Genomic DNA, 20,290 nt, shown 5'->3' on the forward strand with positions numbered 1-20,290 from the left:
ACTACCTCCTTCTTCTTTATTAAGAAAAAGGAGGTATATATGTATATAGATTAGCTCATTGCTTCTACATCATTTAAGATACTTGTTGCTTCTTTCTGCTCTTTCAAAGAGAAATATTGTACAACAATTCCTAAATAAATAATTACGTAAAACACAGGAGTAACTAAACCTGATAAAAAGTTAATAACCAACAACATTACAGAATAACTTTCTGTAATTTCTCCCCCAGAAGCAATAATAGACTCTACATTTCCTCCAATAAAAAGACCTCCAACAAAGCCAATAATACTTCCTAAAATACTTGCTATAAAAGACAATACAATGAGGTAACCAAAAGTTGACCACCAATTACCACTTATTAATTTTCTACTTCTCGATAATGCTTCTGAAATAGAGACATCTTCAAATACTGCAATTGGAATAGCAACAGAAAAACCTATAGCAAGGTAAATTCCGGGAATTAAGAATACCATACTACCAATAAAAACAAGGAGTAATGAAGTAATTGATAAACCAAAAACTTTTCCAATGTAAGACATCGCTGTTTTTCTTACATTGTCTACAGTTAATTCTTCCTTATCAAAATAAACTTTAATTATTCCAGTACCTACCGATGTTAACATAATATATCCGATGATAGATAATATGTAACCCGTAATAAACAATGGGTTTGCAAACATAGCAAAAGGATTGTTAGCTACGATTGATGGGTCAACTACAGAATTTTGAAGAAAATCCGTTGAAGCATAAGTTGTCATACTACCACCAATAATTACAAATGGTGTTACAAGTGTAAGTACACTTATTAAGATAACCTTGAAGTTTTCTTTCCAAAAACTAAAAGTAAACTCGATCTTTTCTCCAAGACCTCTCTCTTTGTTAAAGTCAAATTGTTCTGTTTGCATGATAAAAATTTAATAGTTAAAAATAATACATTGTTTGTTTAAAAAAGTTATTAAGTCTATTCAACTTTTAAGCGTTATAAAGCGACCTTAAACTTGTCGTTTTTCAAAAACTTTGTTTGCATGATAGAAATAATAAAATATGATGAAGCTAAATGAAGTAATAATAAAGAATAGACGAATAGGCAATGGCCAATCAACTTGTCGGGTGACAAACCCCTCTAAAAAACCTGCTATAATAAAGATAGGAATAAGACCAATAATAATTTTGAGTCCACTTTTTGTACCTTCTTTTACGCTATCCATTCGTCTCTTATACTTTGGAAAAAGTAAAGAATTTCCGAGTACAAACCCCGCCCCTCCAGCAAAAATTATTGCCGTAATTTCTAAAGTACCGTGCGTCCAGATACTTAATAAAGATTCTTCAAGAACACCTTTCTGATAAAAAAAATATTGAAAAGAGCCTAACATAATACCATTCCTAAAAAGAAGTACTCCCGTTCCAAAACTTGAGAATATCCCAAATGCAAAAGCTAAAAAAGAGACTTTAATGTTATTTAGGGTGATATATGTAAACATCTCTATTTCACTTCCAGAAGCATATACATCCATGGGTTTACCATTTGCTATATTTTCAAGCGTCATATTCACATAGCCATCACCTAAAATTAGACGAACAAATTCACCATCATGATGTGCTGAAAACACACCTATAACACAACTCACTAAAAAGACTACTAAAGCATACAATATCTGTTTTCTATTGCGAGCCATTTCATAAGGCACCTCTTCTGTCCAAAATGTTCTTATTCTAGAAGTTTTCTCTTTTTTATTGGTATATATTCTTTCATGGTACTTTACAGACAAACCGTTTAAATAAAACGTTACCTCACTTTCTGGGTAAAATGTCTGCGCATACGATAAATCTTCACTTAGAGATTTATAATAAGAGGCAAGCAAATCGGGAGAAACTGTTGGTTTGTTTAAAGCTTGTTCTATAGTTTGCCATTTATTCTGATTTTTTAGAATAAATATTGGTTCTTTCATAAATAATTAGTTTGTTGACACTAATATACATATTTTTTTAATATCAACTTAGATGGAATCAATTTCTTTTCAAAACAGCCAGAACGTAAATATTCAATTTCAGAAAGCAACAATTACTCAACGAATAGGTGCATTTTTAATTGATCTTTTAATCATTTCTGCAATCTTTTTATTGCCTTTAATCGTACTGCATAATTCTGATACAATGTTTGCAGTTTGGGTTACTATCATGACCATTATAAGTTTAACTTACAATCTTTTATGTGAGGTTTTCTTAGAGGGGCAATCCTTAGGTAAACGAGTGATGGACATTAGAGTGGCATCAATAGATGGAAACTCAGTTACAATGTCTCAATATGGGATACGTTGGGTTTTTCGTTTAATTGATATTGCACTATTACAAGGTTCTATTGCCGTTTTTACTATTCTACTTGGTGGTAAAGGGCAACGTTTGGGTGATATTTTAGCAGGTACAATCGTAATTTCTGAGAAGAAAAATATAAATAAAAAACTTTTCAAGGTCCCTGAGTTTCCCGAAGATTATGAACCTGAATTTTATCAAGCAAGTAATTTAAGCGATCAACAAATTAAAGTGATTAGAAAAGGGCTAAAACTCAATTATTCTACAGATCAACAAATAATATTAAACAAATTAGTAGATAAACTGAAAGTGCAGTTAGCTATTGATTCTGATATGAGACATAAGAAATTTCTTAATCAATTACTCTACGATTATTATTTCCTTACTGTTACTTCTAGTCAGGAACAGTATTAAGATAAAAAATCAAATTACCTTGTTTGTCGTAAAGGTAATTTGATTTTCATTTCCTTTATTGAACAGTTTCATTTACCTCTTGTAAAAAAGCATTAAATGCCGGTTTTGTTTCTTTATTTCTTTTGAAATAGAACATATGCCCTCCCTCCTCAAATTCAAATAGTTCAAAATTATCGACACCTTTCTCCTTACAAACTGCTTCAAAATTTTTGTAATGGAAAGGCTTTACTAATGGGTCTGCTGTGCCATGTAACATATAAATAGAAGGCTGACTTTGATGTATATAAGATAGTGGAGATACACTTTCTTGAAACGACTCACTATTATTTTGTTCTTTGGTAAAGAAAGCCAATGCACCTTGTTTTTCTCTTCTTGTAACAAAATCTGTAGGAGCAGATACGACCATTATAGCTTTTACATTTGTATTGTAGGCTGAATATTCATCCGTTTTAAATAATTCGTCTGGTGATAAACCAATCATTAACGCCAAATGTGCTCCCGCAGAATAGCCCCAAACACCTATACGAGCAACATCAATAGGTAATTCTCCCTCTTTAGATTTTAAAAACCGAATAGCCTGTTTCACATCTTCTATACACGCAGGGAAAGGGGCTTCAGAAATTAAACGGTAAGAAATACTTACCCCTACAAACCCTCTTTTGGCTACATTAAAAACCTGATACATTACATCGTCTTTATCTCCTTTGGCCCATCCGCCACCATGAATAAAAACAATTACTGGCTTGTCTTTTATTCCATCATCTCTATAAGAAACTGCCATTTGTGTTGCTCTCTTGGGCGTACTTTCTCTGTAAGTCAGTACTTCATACGTTAATCCTTCTGGAACATTAATTTCCTTTTTTGGTGATCTTCCTTTCTTCTGTTGTGCATTAGAAATGTAACCTGTGCATAATAGTAAAAGGAGAATAGTTATATATCTTTTATACATCATTCTTTTAATTGATTTGATGCTGAAATATACTTATTGATGGTAAACATAAGTAGTACTGTTTTGATGAGTTCTATTCTTTTATTGATCTGTTACACTCTATAATTTAAATATTAACTAGTCTAGAATAAAAAATTATTCTAGACACAAGATACAATGTTAAATAATAACTAAATATCAAGCACTTAAAAACTAATTTTGATTTTTATTGGTTAAAAAAGAGAAGTATATGTTAGAAACTACAGGGTATACTCCGTATTATATTTAACAATAAAAAACGATTGCTAATAAAATATAAACATCATAAAAAAAGTGAAATAATCCTTCTATTTTTAAGTGAAATTCAACTGCTTATATTGTTTTTTATTAAAAACGACTCATCTCATCAACCTATAATTATTATCATGAATAAGCTCATATCTTTAAAATTATTTCTATTCCTCTTAATTATACCACTTACTAATTTTGGTCAAAATTCTGATATTGATGAGTGGAGAGAATTAATCAAAAGCACTAATTTTCATAAAATAACTATTAAAGAAGATGGCGTTTATAAAATTACATATGATCAGTTAAAAGTTACTGGCTTCCCTATTGCTAATATCGAAATGAATGACCTCCGTTTGTTTAGAAGGGGAGTAGAAATTGCTATTAAGATTGATGATTTTGATAATGATAATATCTTTGACCCTGAAGATTTTTTTATCTTCTATGGAGAAAAAAATAATTCTTTAGGAGACCATGATTTATTTAATGATGGTGAGCATAATATTAACCCTTACGTATCTTTTTTTACAGATAAAAGTGCTTATTTTTTAAATCATAAAAATGTAAATTCTTTTACACCTCCAAAACGAATTAATAATAGTAATTACAACTCTAATGGATTGGTTGATGAGGTTAATTATTTTGCTAAAAAACTTATCTTATTTAGAGGTGATGATGTAAACTATTCTGTAGGTAGTTATGCAAAAGGTCTTGGTAGTAATAGTGAACGTACAGTATTTTCTTCTCTATTTAATGAAGAAAGAGGTTGGACCTCATTTAATTATCAATGGTTAAAAACTGAAACCGTTTTTGATATAAATCTCGATGGTATTGATAGAACTAGTAATGAAGACATTATTTTAAAAACAAGGTTTAAAAGTCATATTTATTTTGACAATAAAATTGAATATAAATATGGTAAAGACACAAATAATTTAACAACACTTGGTACCGAAGTTGTTCCTAGTTATGGTGCAAGTAAATTACTTACTCATAACTTACCAATCACCACAATATCAAGCCAAGGTAATTTAATACTATCTGCTCACGATCTAAATTCTGGAAACCTCCCTACCCAAACCAATCAGTTTGGTGTTGTGTATTTTGATATATTATATCCAAAGAGACTAGATTTTAATAATCAACAAGATCAAATAATGTACTGGTTGGGTAAAAGTGCTAAAAAAATTAAAGTTGATAATTATAACTCACAAATTATTTTTCTAGATATCACAGACCCATACAATGCTATAGAATTAGAGGTTACCAACTCTTGTGCTGTTTTACCTCCTGTAAATTCTAATAATGAGAGAAAAGTAATTTATTCTTCAAGTTTTAACTATCCATTAGAAACTCATGTTGCACATTTTGAATCTTTTGAAGGTACAAACGAAACTGATTTTCTATTAATATCTCATCAATTAACTCAACAAAGTTATGGCTCGTTTAATAACGTTGCTCAAGCTTATGCTGATTACCGTTCTTCAGAATCTGGGGGTGAACAGATCGTTTATCATGCTGATATTGATGCACTAATTAATACATTTTCTTTTGGTGACTTCTCTTCTCTAGCAGTGAAGAAAGCTATTGATGAATTATCAAGAAAAAAACTTAAATATGTTCTTTTACTTGGTAAAGGACTTCAAGAAGATGAACATCACAAAAAAAACCAACTGCAAGGTATAGATAATCTCATTCCTTCTTATGGTTATCCTTGTACAGATCAAGGTTATGTCTTTAATTTAGTAGATAAACCAACTGTTTCTATAGGTAGAATATCTGCAACTTCAGCATCTAAAGCTGGGGCATATCTATCAAAATTAATAGAATTTGAAAATATGGACTTTAGAAATGCTTCTAAAAGAAAAGCATTACATTTAAGTGGAGGTTCAGATATTAATCAAATAAATCAGTTTTCAGCAATCAATGACAGTTATAAAGATATTCTTGAAAATAGCCTATTAGCAGGTAGTGTTACTCACCTTAAAAAAGTAGATGACGGAACTTACATCGGAACTTTCGATAAAAGTTCTTTTGCTTCACATTTAAATAATGGAGTTGGCGTAATAAGTTACTTTGGGCATAGTGCACCCTCCACAACAGGGCTTTTATTAGGTTACCCTGATAATAAAACTAACAATTACAATAACACTGTATACCCTTTCATGGTTATGTTGGGGTGTAGTGTGGGAAATGTTTTTATTTCTCACGACGATGTACTTGGAGAAAGGTGGGTGAATTCTGAGAAGAATGGAGCAATTGGCTTCTGGGGTAGCACTTCTTTAATTACTGTTTACGATGCTGAGACCATTGGAGATCAATTTTATACATTAGCGTATAATAAATATGTTGGCAAACCAATTGGTGATGTAATAGTTGCACTACAAAACCAACTTATAGATCAAAATAGTAGTCCAAACATAATTAAAGCCTTACAGAATTTTACTTTAGTTGGCGATCCAGCTTTATCAATTGGAATAGAAAAATCTGATTATTGGATTGATGATGTAACTTATACTACTTATGGTACAACTGATAAATTACACCACTCACAAGATTCTACTAAATTTACTATTCAATATGGTAATGATGGGATAATTTGGGATAATGAAGACAGAGAAATTGTAATTAATATTGAACGAAAATACCCTTCAGGAATCATATCTGAAACTTCTATGTATGCTATTTTAAAAGACACTACTACTAGTGGTAAAGTAGATATTATGGTTCATTATTCAGACCTTGATAGTGCTCTTGGTGGTGGAGAAAATATATTAACATTCACTATTGGGAATCAATTGAGTAATGATAATAAAACTATCAATACAATGGATGAATATGATTTCAATAACAACACAAAAACACTTTCTTTATTTTATCATTTCGATCCTTATAAAGCTGGAGATGGAGAAGATATTACTTCTATCTCTAATAATATTTTAGATATCTCAGTTTCCCCCAATCCAGCATCAAATACATTGTCTATTCAAAGACTTGCCTCAAAATTTAAATCATTAAGAATAATTGGGGTAAATGGGACATTATATCAAGAGGAGAATATATCGCTTTTAAATGATGTTAGATTAAATATTTCAAACTTAAAGAATGGTTTATATATCATTCATTTAATAGGTGATAATGAAAATAAAATTGTGAAATTAATTAAGAACTAAAGAAACTCGTATGTCGAATTAATAACAAGTGATAGAAAATTTAGAAAAGGTGCCTATTGAGAAATAATAATCTCAGTAAGCACCTTTTTTATTACGCCCAAATCATTAAAAAATCAAATTCTTGATATCTAAGTACCCCATTAAATATCTTCCCCTATTCTACTACATGGTGCTATTGTTTGGTTATAGCTCACCCATCAAAATAATACTTCTCTTACGCTCCCCATCATTTTTACACGCTTATGTACTTTTTCTTTTTCCCTAACATATTCTACTATTAATTTGTAGCATGAATGAATTAAACAAGAGGAACAGTTTACTTTATTGGCAATGTCAATTTTTGGGTTGGGGCACAGTCTCTCTCTATTGGGCCTACAGGTTAGTTGCTTTTAGTGAATATAGCATGGGTATTATTGTATTAAATTACATCTTGGATGTGGGCATTAGTATTGGGCTAACGCACATGTATAAGCACTTTGCTATCCATCAGAAATGGACCATGCTAGATTTATCTTCTTTGTTTATAAGGTTAGTACCTTCTATTATTGTTTTGGCGGCCATTTTTACGCTACTCAATAACCTAAAATGGTATTATTGTATCATTTTCGGTACGGAAGAACAAGTGGTGATGTCTGTTATTTTAATGACTTGGGATCCTATTTTTATTACGGGTTTACGTATGATGTCTATTTGGGTATTGGCGTATCATTTGTACCATTTTTACCAAAGAGAAATACAAACAGCCAAAGAAAATACTGCCTTAGCGCAAATTGTACAACAAGCACAACTGGATAATTTACAGACACAACTGAACCCTCATTTTTTGTTTAATTCTTTAAATTCTATCAAAGCATTAGTAATTGAAAGACCAGAAATAGCAAGAAGAGCCATCGATTTACTCTCAGATATTTTACGTACTTCTTTGTATGAAAAAGATACATCTCTTATTGGTATTCAGCAAGAATTGAGCTTGGTAAATGATTATATCGAACTAGAAAAATTACGTTTTGAAGAGCGCTTAACTACTTCTTTTTCTATTGATGAAACATTGATGCAGCATAAGATACCTACATTGAGTATTCAGCTTTTAATAGAAAATGCCATTAAACACGGTATAGATAAAAAGATAAATGGCGGAACTATTGAGTTGTTGATTACTGAAAAAGAAAGCTCCCTCTTTATTATTGTCAAAAACCCTGGCACATTCATAGAAAATAACCCTTCTAAAGGTTTAGGACTTAAAAATCTGTTGGATCGATTAGAAATGCAATACAAAGGAAAAGCACATTTTTCAATTCAAAATGATGCAGAAAATACTGTTACAGCCACTTTAGAAATTCCAATGCAATAACCATGAGTACTTATAAAACAATCATTATTGATGATGAACGATTGGCACGTTCGGAAGTAAAAAGGGCACTTGCTCTCTATCCAGAATTTGAAGTACTCGGTGAAGCCGCTAATGTGGACGAAGCGCTCGTTTTAATTGAAAAAACACGCCCCGATCTTCTCTTTCTTGATATACATATGCCAGAGAAATCAGGCTTCGATTTACTGCAAGAATTAACCGTTGTGCCTGAGGTGGTTTTCACTACGGCTTACAACCAATATGCGGTTCAGGCTTTTGAGGTAAATGCTTTAGATTATTTAGTGAAGCCACTACGGGATGAACGTTTTGGACAAACCATAGAGAAGGTAAAGCTAGAATTGGCAAAGAAGGAAGAGAAAATTAAACCCCTTCCAATGTCGTATAAAATCTTTGTCAAGGATGGAGAACAATGTCATTTTATTCCGCTCTCTGAAATCAGATTAATTCAATCTATGGAGAATTACGCACGCCTGTTCTTTGGTGATAATAAAGTATTGATTAAAAAGTCTCTCAACCTTATTGAGGAAAAACTAGACCCGAATGTGTTTTTCAGAATCAATCGACAACAAATTATCAATATGGAATATATCGCTGAGATTATTCCTCATTTTAAAAACAAATTAAATATTCAATTGACTACGGGAGAATTATTGGAGGTTTCTAGTCGTCAGTCGGTGAAGTTTAAAAACATCAATACACTATAGTAATACCTCTGTTCTGAGTGTTAAGCCGAAGGCGTCACTCGGAACTTGCATATTATTATAGTCTGTGACTTATAACAACAAAAAAACTAAACTATATTATTGTTATCAGTTTCAAACTTATACAATAATACAGTTCGTAGTAACGCCTATCGGCTTTATACTACAAACAGTACCAGTGATATACAAAATACATTACATCATAAACCCATGACTGAGGACATGAGCTAATGATACCGAATATTAAATACTATGAAAAATATAACATTACTACTTGTTGCACTTTCTATGCTAAGTGCCTGTGATTTTGCTACAAAACATATTACTACAAATCAGCCTATTCAAAGTGAATATAAAATGGGAGAACAATGGGTTTGGCATTGGGAAAGAGCTGTAGATGGTCATGTAAGGGATGAAGGAAGGGATACTCAAAAAGTAGTTCGTTACAACGGTGATTTGGGCTTTTGGAATGGTATAGATACGGTACTCGTGGCAAAGACATTATTACCCGATAATAGTGCTACACCTTTCCGTGATTGGCCCCTATTTGTGGGTAAAAAATGGCAATACGAATCTACTTGGGAAAATAATGAGGGGACTACTGGCAAAACTGCTCAAGATGTTGAAGTTGTGGCTTATGAAGCTCTAAAAGTGAAAGGTGGAACGTTCAAAGCATATAAGTTAATTTACCAAGGGATTGTAACCAACTCTAGGGGTTTTAAAGGTGAAATGACAGATACGTGGTGGTATGCTCCTGAATTGAAAACATACATTAAACACATCAATGAAGATGGACATGGGGTGTATACTAATGAATTGATTAGTTATACCAATGCTACAGCCCTGTAGAGACGCAATGCATTGCGTCTCTACCTTCCCCTGTTCTGAGTGTCAAGCCGAAAGGCGTCACTCGGAACTTGCATATTGTTATAGTCTGTGACTTATAACAACAAAAAAACTAAACTATATTATTATTATAAGTTACAAACTTATACAATAATATAGTTCGTAGTAACGCCTACGGCTTAATACTACAAACAGTGTAGTAAACACTTGAAACATAAAAGTATCATCAGCCCAGGACTTAAGTCCTGGGCTGATGATACGGAGCAAAAAAAGAAAATTTCTACTAGTCTCAAATTATATTCAGAACATATTATTACCATGAAAAACATACTCTTCTATCTATTCATTTTAATTTCCATTTTTCTTTCCATTTTATCAGTGGATGCACAAGAAATACCTTTTCAAAAAGTAGACATTTCAGCTTCCGAAACTATCGCCTTACAGATGAATACACTCGCGAAAGCGTACATCAATTCAGAAGAGAAATTAGAAGGCAGTGATCTGTATCGCATTAATATTCTTGCAGGAAATTACGATGAAGCAATTGCACAAATTAAAACCCTTCGTGAAGAAAATGGAGGAATAGGCAATCACCCCTATGGCATTTGTTACGAGGTATATGTAAAGGCGAAACAACTACAAGAAGAAAAAGAGATTGCATTTGAAATCGCTTACCAAAAAGTTTTTCTTGAGTACCTCAATAGCTGTGAGGACAATCTTGCATTAACTGCCAACTATGCCTTTACTACTTATGATAATGTGGTACAGTTTACAAACACATTTAATTCGGAATATGAAAAGCTTACTTCTTCTTCTCTTAACACCGAACAAGCCTTATCTCTTTTGAAAAATTATTTTCGTTATCGTGTTTTTTCAGAGACAGAAACCATTGTCTTTCGTGAGGTAAAAGCGGATCAAAAGAGAAAATATATTTTTATGGATACGCTAATTACTTCTTCCATTGATGGTGCTGAAATTGACATAACGGTAGTACGCAAAAGAGAAAATACAACTCCCCTGCCTGCTATTCTGAATTTCACCATTTATGCCGACAGTGTCAATATCAATGATGCTATTTTACCAGCAACTAAAGGGTATGTGGGTGTATTGGCAACTTCTAGGGGTAAACGTAGAAGTAGTAATAAAATTCATCCGTATGTACATGAACACAAAGATGTTTATGCGGTGATTGATTGGATTAGTAAACAGCCTTGGAATACACAAGAAGTGGGAATGTTTGGCGGTAGTTACAACGGTTTTACGCAATGGGCTTCTATGAAAAATAAGGTACACCCTGCCCTAAAAACAATTGTTCCTTCTGTGACTGCTGCTCCCGGTATTGATGTACCGAGAGAAAACAATATCTTTTTCAACTTCCCTTACAAGTGGATCTCTTATGTTACGGAAAACAAATACCTTTTCCATACGAGTCCGCAAAGATGGAACGATTTGAATACCAATTGGTATGCATCTGGCGTGGCTTACAATAAAATGGACAGTATTGACGGAACACCCAACCCCTTATTTCAGGAGTGGATTAGTCACCCCACTTACGATGATTATTGGCAAGGCATGATTCCTTATAAGGAAGAGTTTGCTCATATTGACATCCCTGTTTTAACTACTACTGGCTACTATGACGATGCACAACGTGGTGCTTTGTATTACTACAGAGAACACATGAAATACAACCCCAATGCAGAACATTATGTATTGATTGGCCCTTATGATCATTGGGGTGCACAGTCTACGCCAACTACCAACTTAAGAGGATATGCATTGGATGAAGTCGCTCGTATTGACATTAAAAACAAATTGATCTTTGAATGGTACGATTACATTCTGAAAGGAGCAGAAAAACCTGCAATATTAAAAGACAAAGTCAATTTTCAAGTCATGAACACCAACAAATGGGTACACCGTTCCTCTTTTGAAAACATGAGTGATGATACCATTCCTTTCTACTTAAACACACAAAAAGAAGGGGAAGTCTATACGTTAGGAAATACTCCACAAAGCACAAAGCAAGAGCATTTATTACAGATTGATTTAGCCAACCACTCTACACAAAACAATGCAAATTATTACCCTTGGCCTATTGCTAAAGATAGCATCGACTTAAAAGAGGGTTTAGTATTTATCAGCGAAGCTTTTGCAGAAGATAAAATTATCAATGGTGCTTTCTCTGGAGAATTAATAGTAACCACCAACAAAAAAGATTTCGACTATTCGGTCTTACTTTATGAATTGACAACAGAAGGAAAATACTTCCATTTGAGTTATCATATTGGTCGTGCTAGCCATACGCACAGCATGGAAGAACGTACTTTACTCACCCCTCATCAACCGACTTCTATCACTTTCAATGATACAAGAATCATTAGTAAGCAAATGAAGAAAGGAAGTAAAATGGTTGTGGTAATTACTGGAAATAAAAATCCTAATGCACAAATCAATTATGGTACGGGAAAGGATGTCAGTACAGAAAGCTTTGCTGATGCTGATGAGCCTTTGGAGTTGAAAATAAGTAGTGAGAGCTGGGTTAATATTCCTGTTTTGAAGGAGTCTGTTGACTTCAAACTATAATATTTCACTTCTGTTCTGAGTGTCAAGCCGAAAGGCGTCACTCGGAACTAGCATATAGTTATAGTCTTTGACTTATAAGTACTCCACAAAAATTAGTTTATACTATTTATCATTATTTTTTGCGATTATTTCATCTAAAAAAAACTTTCAATAGAACCACTATTGATGCAATTTTTAGCTTCATACTCACAAAAAAACAAATAGAAAACTAGATATAAGTTAATTTCGGTGGAGTACTTAACAACAAAAAACTAAAACTATATTATTGTTATAAGTTAAAAACTTAGACAATAATATAGTTCGTAGTAACGCCTACGGCTTAATACTACAAACAGTGAAAAGTATATAATTTTGTTTAAAACCCTATTCACTGGCGCAAGTATTAAGACGAAGTCGTCACTTGTGTCTTATATTTTGAAGAAGTCTGTCGACTTCTAGCCACAAAAAAACAAGTGCGATATGGTGGTTATAAGTTGCCAACTTAAACTATAATTTCGCATCATTCTTTTTTTGTAATTTAAATTCCGCTGATCTTCGTATTTGCTCGTCTAGATCCCATTCCAATGGATGTCTGCGGTTGGCTAAAGCTTCTGCAATAGGACCTAATCCAATTTCTGCTCGTCTTTTATCTACATTTTCAGGGTCAATTATTGGCCACACATTAAAGCTTTTCGTTTCTGAATAATACTTTATCTGTCCTCCATAAATTTGAAAATCGCCACGATCAGTAGCCAATCTATCTTCTGCACGAGCCAATAATCTTGGTGCTAATCCCTTTTCTTTTACTGCTTTTTTCATCACAGGAATGTACGCTTTTCTGACTTCAATACTTGAATGTTGAAGTACATTACAGATGGTTTGATTACCTTGTTCACCAATGACATTTACGTTTGGCCAGCCATAAGTATCCAAAAGGTTAAGTATTTTCTTTTCATTAATATCATGTGCCTTATGGTAGATCACATCTTGCTTTTTGAACGCTTCTGATTCATAACCATGTGCTCTTCCCAATGAATCCCTACGTCGGATGGGTAGTTGTTCTGACCACCAAATGGAATCTAACATAGCCACTAGCGTTACCTCATCGAGAGACTTATCTGTTTTAAGCTGTTTTTCTTCTTTACCACCTTCTTTTTGGGTACAAGAAGCGATAATACATAGGATGTAAACAATAAATAGATTCTTTATTTTCATGCTTTATAAAATTTGTTCTGTTACTCCGGATTATATAATTTGACTGTCTTTTTTATTACTTCCATTTGTGTTTGAATGCTATTTCTTCTTTTGTAGGTACTTTTTGTTTTAAAAGCGAGTACCACATCAATCTCAGGATAAATTGTAATATTTTGTCCTAAGGCCCCTTGCGCAGAATAGGCGTTCTTAAATCTATCATCTTCGGTGTTTTCTATTAACCACCACATATAACCATACCCTAGATCTAAGCCATCCTCTTTTAATATAGGTGCATTTTTCTGAGCTTCTTTGTAAGAGGTTCTTTGCGTAGTCATTTCTTTTACCCAAGCTTCAGGGATCACTTGTTTGTTTTGCCATTTACCATTTCTCAACATCAATAAACCAATACGTGCCATGTCTCTTGTAGAAAACCACATGTGGTAGGCTGGGAATTTAGACACTTCTAAGTTTCCGTTTTTTAGTTGTAAAGAACTATCCCAGTCTTGCATCTGAAGAGATGCAACTAACTGTTCTTCTATTTCATCATAGATATTTTTATTCGTCTCTTGTTCGAAAATATGACCAGCTAAATTGAAATCCCAGTTACTGTATAACCAGTAACTACCAGGCTTTGCAGACCCTCTTTCTGGAGCTAATCTTCTGAAATCACCTCCATTAGAACCTGGTAAAAAAACACCAGAACGGGCTGAAATTATATCCTTGATCGTAGCCGATTTTTCTATTTTTAGAAGAGAAGAATGATCTTCTATTTTTAATTCGGCAAGTGTTTTATTTAAATTGATTTGGCCATTTTCTACATATTTCCCAAAGAGCATAGATAGCACACTTTTTCTACAAGAAGCGATGTAACTATTTTCTTCTATATCGCCATACTCTAGTACAACTTGTCCTTTATGAATAATCATAAGTCCAGTAATATTTGTACTATCAATGATATATCGTGTAAAGTTTGATCGGTCCGTTTCTCCCCAACCCAACGTAGAAGGATTCTGAGGTGTCTTCCAGTTTTTATCAGGATATACCTGTGCCTCACTGATACAGTTGGTGAATAAAGAGATGATTAGCAAGGAGAGAATAATTCGCATCATTTGTTCTTTAATTATAGCAATAGTAAGTAAACACCTCTAACGCTACATTTATAATTATAGATTAAAGAGCTCCTCGTCAATTTATGTATAATGAATTATGATACAATCTCTAAGGTACTTTGAATAACAAATTTTATTTTGAATTAACTATCATTAACATCGTGTTATCTACTCACTATTCATAGTAAGAATAAAATGCTTCAAGTGATTGCTAAAAATAAAGTTTCTAATCCTGTCCGAGAGTAAAAGTAATTACTTCACTAGCGCAAGTGTTAAGACGAAGTCGTCACTTGTGTCTTATTTTTTGAAGAAGTTTGTTGACTTCTAGCCATACAAAGACTATAAAAAAACACTACCCCCTGTTTTGAGTGTTAAGCCGAAAGGCGTCACTCAGAACTAGAAAATTGTTATAGTCTGTGACTTATAACAACTAAAAGAAACCAAGAATTTTATTATTGTTATAAGTTACAAACTTAAACAATAATAAAATTCGTAGTAACGCCTATCGGCTTGATACTACGAATAGTGAGGAAAATGATTAAGTCTTTGACTTATCACATTATGCGACTAATACAGTTTATTTTTGTTGTAAGTTGAAAACTTAAACAATACTAGAGTTCGTAGTGAGGTCTTTCGACTTAACACAACGAACAGTAGAGGAGATTCATGTACGGTTCTGTGATAAGTTAGGGGTGAAATCCCCCTAGCTTACTCGCCGGCGTTTTTTAAGATAAAATTTAGAATCTATTTTATTTAACTTAAACAAGTTATTAATCCAAACTTCTGTTTTATTATACTTTGAAAAAGTATCAATATACCCCCAAATTATTGGAACTAATCCTCCAAAAGAACCAAAGGCTAATCTTTCAACTAAAGTTGGTTCTCTTAATACACCATTGATTGTCATTTCATCTGCAAATATTGATTCTGGAATGAAAATAATTGGAAATATTAAAAAAAATAGTAGTTTGAAATAATGTGGAGTTATTCGTATTTCTACCATTAAAGGGTTTTCACTAATGAACTTTCCTTTGATTTCAGGATTTGAAAATTGATTAGAACTAAACTTTTTATAAAATTTAAATTTATTCTTCTTTAATTTTCCTTTGTATTCCTTCTGCTTAAAAAATAAAAAATGAGACTCTGTACTAAGCAGACTTCTTATAGTCATTTCAATTTCCTGTCGGTTAAGAGAAGAAGTATACACATTACTGCGTTCAAAAAATGATCTCATGTTCTATATATAATTTTTAGTTTGCTTCATAGCTTAATTACCGCCAATATTTAATAAACACAATAACCCATTATTTCCATTTCCAGCAATATTAAATCATGGCGTTTATCCATTTTTAAAAAATGCTCTCAACTTCCTTAAAAAATATAGTTTGCGTTAAATCGTTGAAAGACAATCACAATTTAATTGTTAATGTATTACGGAACAAAAAATATTTCGATTGAGGGAACTAGTCATTATACGACTAAGACAATAATAAAATTCGTAGTAATGCCTACAGCTTAATACTACAAACAGTGAGATAGTTATAAATCTTAACATTAATCACATCACCTACCTTTAATTATTTAAAATGTTGGTAGAAGTTGTTTTATCACCATTTTTTTGTAAAAACTGAATTACAACATTATTAAAATCTTCAGGACATTCCGTAGGAGCATAATGCCCTTGATTTGGAAAAATATATAATTCCGAGTTTGGTAAACTATTGGCTATTAACTTTGTATGTTCGTCAACAATTACATCGTTCTCTCCTGCGAGTACAAGAACTGGAATATGTATAGTGTTTAAATCTTCAGATGACATGTCAGGATACTTTAAACATATTTCACCTACTTTCCCATACCTTCTCAATTGCTTATAAAAAATGCCCATTGATTTATTCTCTCTAACATTATGCTTCAATTGTTTTAAAATTTCTGGTTTGATCGCCTCCTCAGTAGGAAAAAGATTAGCCCCCATGGTGATCAAACTTTTTACTTTTTCGGGGTATTGCAATGCGAACTCTAATCCAGTATTACCTCCATCACTCCAGCCAAGTATCGTCACCTTATCAAGGTTTAAGAAATCTAATAATGCCCCCATATCACTCGCCATCTGCGTATAAGAAAGTTTTGTTTTATCGCATGAACTTTTTCCCTGACAACGACTATCTACGGCAATAACTTTATAGTTTTCTTTTAGTTTATCAATTTGATATCGAAAAGCATTAATCGATTCATTATTTCCGTGTAATAATAAAACAGGTTCACCTTCGCCATATATTTCATAATAGAAATCAATTCCATTCAGCTTTACATACTTACCTTCCTGTGAATTATTTCCATATAGTATCTGATTATTGATGGTTAGTTTTATTGTGGGCTTTTCATTATAAGTTAAAGCATTATCTTCATTCTCTGAATAATTAATTACATGAAAATCAAAATGATTACTTGTATTGTATATTTCCTCTGATTCATTAAGCACCGTCAAACTAGCTATTGATATACTTTCGGGATACGCAGCAGTAAATACACCTAAATCTAATTTTGCTGCTTTCTTAGGTATTTTAATTTTCCCATTATAAATAAGCCAAGAATCATCCAGCTGTTTGATATTACTCTCTATAGTTTTATAACCTAGATATTGATTATCTTTTGAGTCAAAAAAAGACCTGATGATTACTTTACTTGAGTCGCTTGCTTTACAAATAAGTTTTATACTTAACTCTTGATTCTGATAGGCTGTTACGTCAAGTTCTTTTTTTAAAAATCGACTTTGTGTTTGATTTTGTCCAAAGGATAAATTAGATATAAATAATATCAACAATAAAAGAGTAATTCTATTCAATAGTTTAGTCATTTGTGTTTTAATTTAGTTTGCCGTTTAAAATGAGAATTAAGTCGATAGGAGTTACTGAGAACTAGTAATTGTCTAAAGGCTTTGATTCATAACATGATATATGAATAAGACAGTTTATTATTGTGATAAGTTGCAAACGTAAACAATAATAAAATTCGTAATAACGTCTGTAGGATAGATACTACAAATAGTGAAAGTGTACTCCTTCACTGGTGCAAGTGTTAAGACTAAGTCATTACTTGTGGCTTATATTTTGAAGAAGTCTGTAGACTTCAAACTAAAATATTTTTTAGTTAACTTACACCATATACTAAATGCAAACTTATGAAAACTATACTGATTTTTTTTACACTCTTTTTTATTCCTTATCTAACATTCTCACAAAATGATGAGACGATTAAAAATATAAGAAATCGATATTACAGGATTACAAGCAAAGATGTAGTACTACACAAAGTCTCATATGAAGAAACAGATTATTACTTAGAAGGAAATCAACTTAGTATCTCAAAGGCCCATACCTACGAAGGTCTTTATGAGTATTATTATAATTACAAAGAAGGTAACTACCATCCTTACTTTGTCTTTTTTAATCCTAAAGATAAATCCACTCCACAACTTAGAGCCTATTTTAATGATGCGGCTGACATCATCTTATTAAAGGAAGGAGATAAAGAAAAATCTTTTAGTCGAATAGATGACAACCCCTACAAATACTTAAAGCAAGATGCTTACAATGCTCTCAATCAATTTTTAAATATAGCTATTTTGGCAATGCACCCAGATCAGAAAGAAGTAGAAGAAATTTTCAAGCAGATTCAAATAATAGAGTATTCAATAGCAAGTTTTGATACAATTAAACATCAGATGGGTGAACATGATTCCAATTATAAAATTGAATATTATGATGAGAACGATAAGAAAATAAAATCAGCTATATGTTATAGTTCAGAGCATTATGGAGATACCAAAATCAAATACTTTTTAAATAGTAAGCTTATTTACTCAATTAGTGATTCTGAAAGTTGGGTTGGTCACCTCTCCGTAGTGGGTCTACATGCTTCATTTTATCCCAAAAATAGATCTTACACAAAAGGAAAACCTTTTAGAACAGATTTTTTTAAGTTTGAAGCAGAAGGAAGAGCCTTTATTAAATCCAATGAGAAGTATTTAGCAAATTGGGATAACTTCGATAATGTTATTCCAAGGATAGAATATCAGAAAGAGAATTAGTGATAAATCAATCACTCATCTTTATTAATATGGCCTATTATTCATTCCCGCAAGTGTTAACATGAAGTCGTCACTTGTGGCTTAAAATCGAAAAAGTCTCCTGACTTCTAGTTAAAAAAGTTTGCTAAGACTTTAAATAAAAATAGAATATTAAGATGGATAAAATGACATATGGGAAGCCTACGAATTTACTAAACTTCGTGAGGGGTTGCATCAACCGTAATTGGAGTTTTGTAGCTGTGTGGTACGTTTTTAAAGATTTAAGTTATTTATAACATAATTGTAATGAGAACACCTGAAGTGATGTAACATTTTTATCATTACAAGTTGCTGGAATCCATTTCTTCTTTTCTATAATTGATAATATTTCAGCCTTGTTCTGTAATTGTTCTTCTCCTCTCATAAATCTTACTCCTGTTACTTCACCTTTTTCAGTTATTAGATAGGTTATTATAAGTTTTACACCATCTAATCCCAATCGTTTAGATTCTTGATTAATTATTATCTTTTTTGAAATTTCTTTAAATAATGAATTCTTTCCATCTATTATTTTTGCAGGCTTGTCAACATCTAAATAATATGTAGAATTGGTGAGTGTATCTACTCTTGATTCACAAGAAGAATTTATTGTTTGAGATAATACTAATGAAGGAATTATAAATAAAAATACACTAATTAATCTCATTTATATTACTTTTTAAGAATATTATATTTTTGTACCAACTCATTCTTACCAAAAGTTATTTCCAATTCTGACATATAAACTGGATCTATGTCTAATTCATACTTTTCAAAAATAAAGTAAAAATAATGGTTATTAAGTACACTATCTGGTTTTCCAAGAAGAGATTGAATCTCTTTTTTATGTAAACCAATTAGTAGTTTAGTTGCTATTAAATCTTCGACCATTAATTCTCTATCTTGATTGATTTGCCAATCAACACTCCTGTCGTTCCATACAACTGAATCAAATTCCATTTTCTTATCACAAGATGTAATTATTAAGAATAATAAGAAGTTGAAATATAGAATTTTTAATCTCATTATTAGTTTGAATTAATTTTTATAGAATAATTGAAAGTTTATTGCTTAAGTAATGTACCACAATGTTGAGTATATAGTTTTGTGGGGGGGGGAAATACAAATCTTTCAACTTACACCAATATTTATTTAATGTTAAATTGCTTATATTTAGCACTTCATCCCCCATAAACTATATACATTGTTTGCAATAAAAAGTCGTTTGTCGCTGATATTTACCTTTAATGTTGAGTGTCAATAATAAAGATACTAAAATTAATCA

General features: G+C 32.0%; 16 protein-coding genes. 7 read left to right on the forward strand and 9 right to left on the reverse strand.

What is annotated here, in order from left to right:
• Nucleotides 1-50: 50 nt before the first annotated feature.
• Both EI427_RS20950 and EI427_RS20955 read right to left on the reverse strand, forming a co-directional pair.
• Nucleotides 51-905, reverse strand: coding sequence for a glycerophosphoryl diester phosphodiesterase membrane domain-containing protein (locus EI427_RS20950; protein ID WP_126618648.1), 855 nt, complete (start codon nt 903-905; stop codon nt 51-53).
• An 87-nt stretch (nt 906-992) separates the two neighbouring features.
• Nucleotides 993-1,949 carry a stage II sporulation protein M gene (locus EI427_RS20955; protein WP_126618650.1) on the reverse strand — a complete coding sequence of 319 codons (957 nt, stop codon included), beginning with the start codon at nt 1,947-1,949 and terminating at the stop codon, nt 993-995.
• A 52-nt stretch (nt 1,950-2,001) separates the two neighbouring features.
• On the opposite strand from EI427_RS20955, the gene EI427_RS20960 reads away from it, so the two are divergent.
• On the forward strand, nt 2,002-2,724 hold the full coding sequence (locus EI427_RS20960; protein ID WP_126618652.1) for an RDD family protein: 723 nt from the start codon (nt 2,002-2,004) through the stop codon (nt 2,722-2,724).
• A 55-nt stretch (nt 2,725-2,779) separates the two neighbouring features.
• Here the strand turns inward: EI427_RS20960 and EI427_RS20965 are convergent, their stop codons facing one another.
• The gene (locus EI427_RS20965) at nt 2,780-3,676 is read right to left on the reverse strand and encodes an alpha/beta hydrolase (protein ID WP_126618654.1); all 897 of its coding nucleotides are present in this window, start codon (nt 3,674-3,676) and stop codon (nt 2,780-2,782) included.
• A gap of 401 nt (nt 3,677-4,077) precedes the next feature.
• Between EI427_RS20965 and porU2 the strand changes: the two genes are divergently transcribed.
• The 5 genes from porU2 (at nt 4,078) to EI427_RS20990 (ending at nt 12,615) form a co-directional block, all read left to right on the forward strand.
• A complete protein-coding gene (gene porU2 / locus EI427_RS20970; protein ID WP_126618656.1) occupies nt 4,078-7,113 on the forward strand; it encodes a putative type IX secretion system sortase PorU2 in 3,036 nt (1,011 codons plus the stop codon).
• A 289-nt stretch (nt 7,114-7,402) separates the two neighbouring features.
• Nucleotides 7,403-8,464 (forward strand): sensor histidine kinase, encoded by a 1,062-nt coding sequence (locus EI427_RS20975; protein ID WP_126618658.1) that lies wholly within the window; start codon nt 7,403-7,405, stop codon nt 8,462-8,464.
• Between the two features lie 2 nt (nt 8,465-8,466).
• Entirely contained in the window at nt 8,467-9,186 is a 720-nt protein-coding gene (locus EI427_RS20980) for a LytR/AlgR family response regulator transcription factor (protein WP_126618660.1), read from the forward strand.
• A gap of 249 nt (nt 9,187-9,435) precedes the next feature.
• The gene (locus tag EI427_RS20985; protein ID WP_126618662.1) at nt 9,436-10,032 is read left to right on the forward strand and encodes a hypothetical protein; all 597 of its coding nucleotides are present in this window, start codon (nt 9,436-9,438) and stop codon (nt 10,030-10,032) included.
• A gap of 315 nt (nt 10,033-10,347) precedes the next feature.
• A complete protein-coding gene (locus EI427_RS20990) occupies nt 10,348-12,615 on the forward strand; it encodes a CocE/NonD family hydrolase (RefSeq protein ID WP_240655390.1) in 2,268 nt (755 codons plus the stop codon).
• 486 nt (nt 12,616-13,101) lie between these two features.
• Here EI427_RS20990 and EI427_RS20995 read toward each other — a convergent pair whose 3' ends face one another.
• The 4 genes from EI427_RS20995 to EI427_RS21010 all read right to left on the reverse strand — a co-directional run bounded on the left by EI427_RS20995 (nt 13,102) and on the right by EI427_RS21010 (nt 17,754).
• Nucleotides 13,102-13,809 carry a DUF6624 domain-containing protein gene (locus EI427_RS20995; protein ID WP_126618664.1) on the reverse strand — a complete coding sequence of 236 codons (708 nt, stop codon included), beginning with the start codon at nt 13,807-13,809 and terminating at the stop codon, nt 13,102-13,104.
• Nucleotides 13,810-13,829: 20 nt separating this feature from the next.
• Nucleotides 13,830-14,897, reverse strand: coding sequence for a serine hydrolase domain-containing protein (locus EI427_RS21000; protein WP_126618667.1), 1,068 nt, complete (start codon nt 14,895-14,897; stop codon nt 13,830-13,832).
• A gap of 703 nt (nt 14,898-15,600) precedes the next feature.
• Entirely contained in the window at nt 15,601-16,131 is a 531-nt protein-coding gene (locus EI427_RS21005; protein ID WP_126618669.1) for a hypothetical protein, read from the reverse strand.
• Between the two features lie 339 nt (nt 16,132-16,470).
• Nucleotides 16,471-17,754 carry an alpha/beta fold hydrolase gene (locus EI427_RS21010; RefSeq protein ID WP_126618671.1) on the reverse strand — a complete coding sequence of 428 codons (1,284 nt, stop codon included), beginning with the start codon at nt 17,752-17,754 and terminating at the stop codon, nt 16,471-16,473.
• A gap of 324 nt (nt 17,755-18,078) precedes the next feature.
• Between EI427_RS21010 and EI427_RS21015 the strand changes: the two genes are divergently transcribed.
• Nucleotides 18,079-18,987, forward strand: coding sequence for a hypothetical protein (locus tag EI427_RS21015; RefSeq protein WP_126618673.1), 909 nt, complete (start codon nt 18,079-18,081; stop codon nt 18,985-18,987).
• 265 nt (nt 18,988-19,252) lie between these two features.
• Here EI427_RS21015 and EI427_RS21020 read toward each other — a convergent pair whose 3' ends face one another.
• The gene (locus EI427_RS21020) at nt 19,253-19,672 is read right to left on the reverse strand and encodes a hypothetical protein (RefSeq protein WP_126618676.1); all 420 of its coding nucleotides are present in this window, start codon (nt 19,670-19,672) and stop codon (nt 19,253-19,255) included.
• 5 nt (nt 19,673-19,677) lie between these two features.
• Nucleotides 19,678-20,031, reverse strand: a complete 354-nt coding sequence (locus tag EI427_RS21025) for a hypothetical protein (protein WP_126618678.1) — start codon at nt 20,029-20,031, stop codon at nt 19,678-19,680.
• Nucleotides 20,032-20,290: the final 259 nt, after the last annotated feature.

The organism is Flammeovirga pectinis, from assembly GCF_003970675.1.
GTDB lineage: Bacteria > Bacteroidota > Bacteroidia > Cytophagales > Flammeovirgaceae > Flammeovirga > Flammeovirga pectinis.

Coding starts and splice junctions, on each gene's coding strand:
- EI427_RS21020 (WP_126618676.1), bottom strand. CDS start 19,672: ATGAGATTAATTAGTGTATTTTTATTTATAATTCCTTCATTAGTATTA.
- EI427_RS20990 (WP_240655390.1), top strand. CDS start 10,348: ATGAAAAACATACTCTTCTATCTATTCATTTTAATTTCCATTTTTCTT.
- EI427_RS20980 (WP_126618660.1), top strand. CDS start 8,467: ATGAGTACTTATAAAACAATCATTATTGATGATGAACGATTGGCACGT.
- EI427_RS21025 (WP_126618678.1), bottom strand. CDS start 20,031: ATGAGATTAAAAATTCTATATTTCAACTTCTTATTATTCTTAATAATT.
- EI427_RS21015 (WP_126618673.1), top strand. CDS start 18,079: ATGAAAACTATACTGATTTTTTTTACACTCTTTTTTATTCCTTATCTA.
- EI427_RS20985 (WP_126618662.1), top strand. CDS start 9,436: ATGAAAAATATAACATTACTACTTGTTGCACTTTCTATGCTAAGTGCC.
- EI427_RS21000 (WP_126618667.1), bottom strand. CDS start 14,897: ATGATGCGAATTATTCTCTCCTTGCTAATCATCTCTTTATTCACCAAC.
- EI427_RS20960 (WP_126618652.1), top strand. CDS start 2,002: ATGGAATCAATTTCTTTTCAAAACAGCCAGAACGTAAATATTCAATTT.
- EI427_RS20975 (WP_126618658.1), top strand. CDS start 7,403: ATGAATGAATTAAACAAGAGGAACAGTTTACTTTATTGGCAATGTCAA.
- EI427_RS21010 (WP_126618671.1), bottom strand. CDS start 17,754: ATGACTAAACTATTGAATAGAATTACTCTTTTATTGTTGATATTATTT.
- EI427_RS20955 (WP_126618650.1), bottom strand. CDS start 1,949: ATGAAAGAACCAATATTTATTCTAAAAAATCAGAATAAATGGCAAACT.
- EI427_RS20965 (WP_126618654.1), bottom strand. CDS start 3,676: ATGATGTATAAAAGATATATAACTATTCTCCTTTTACTATTATGCACA.
- EI427_RS20995 (WP_126618664.1), bottom strand. CDS start 13,809: ATGAAAATAAAGAATCTATTTATTGTTTACATCCTATGTATTATCGCT.
- EI427_RS21005 (WP_126618669.1), bottom strand. CDS start 16,131: ATGAGATCATTTTTTGAACGCAGTAATGTGTATACTTCTTCTCTTAAC.
- EI427_RS20950 (WP_126618648.1), bottom strand. CDS start 905: ATGCAAACAGAACAATTTGACTTTAACAAAGAGAGAGGTCTTGGAGAA.
- porU2 (WP_126618656.1), top strand. CDS start 4,078: ATGAATAAGCTCATATCTTTAAAATTATTTCTATTCCTCTTAATTATA.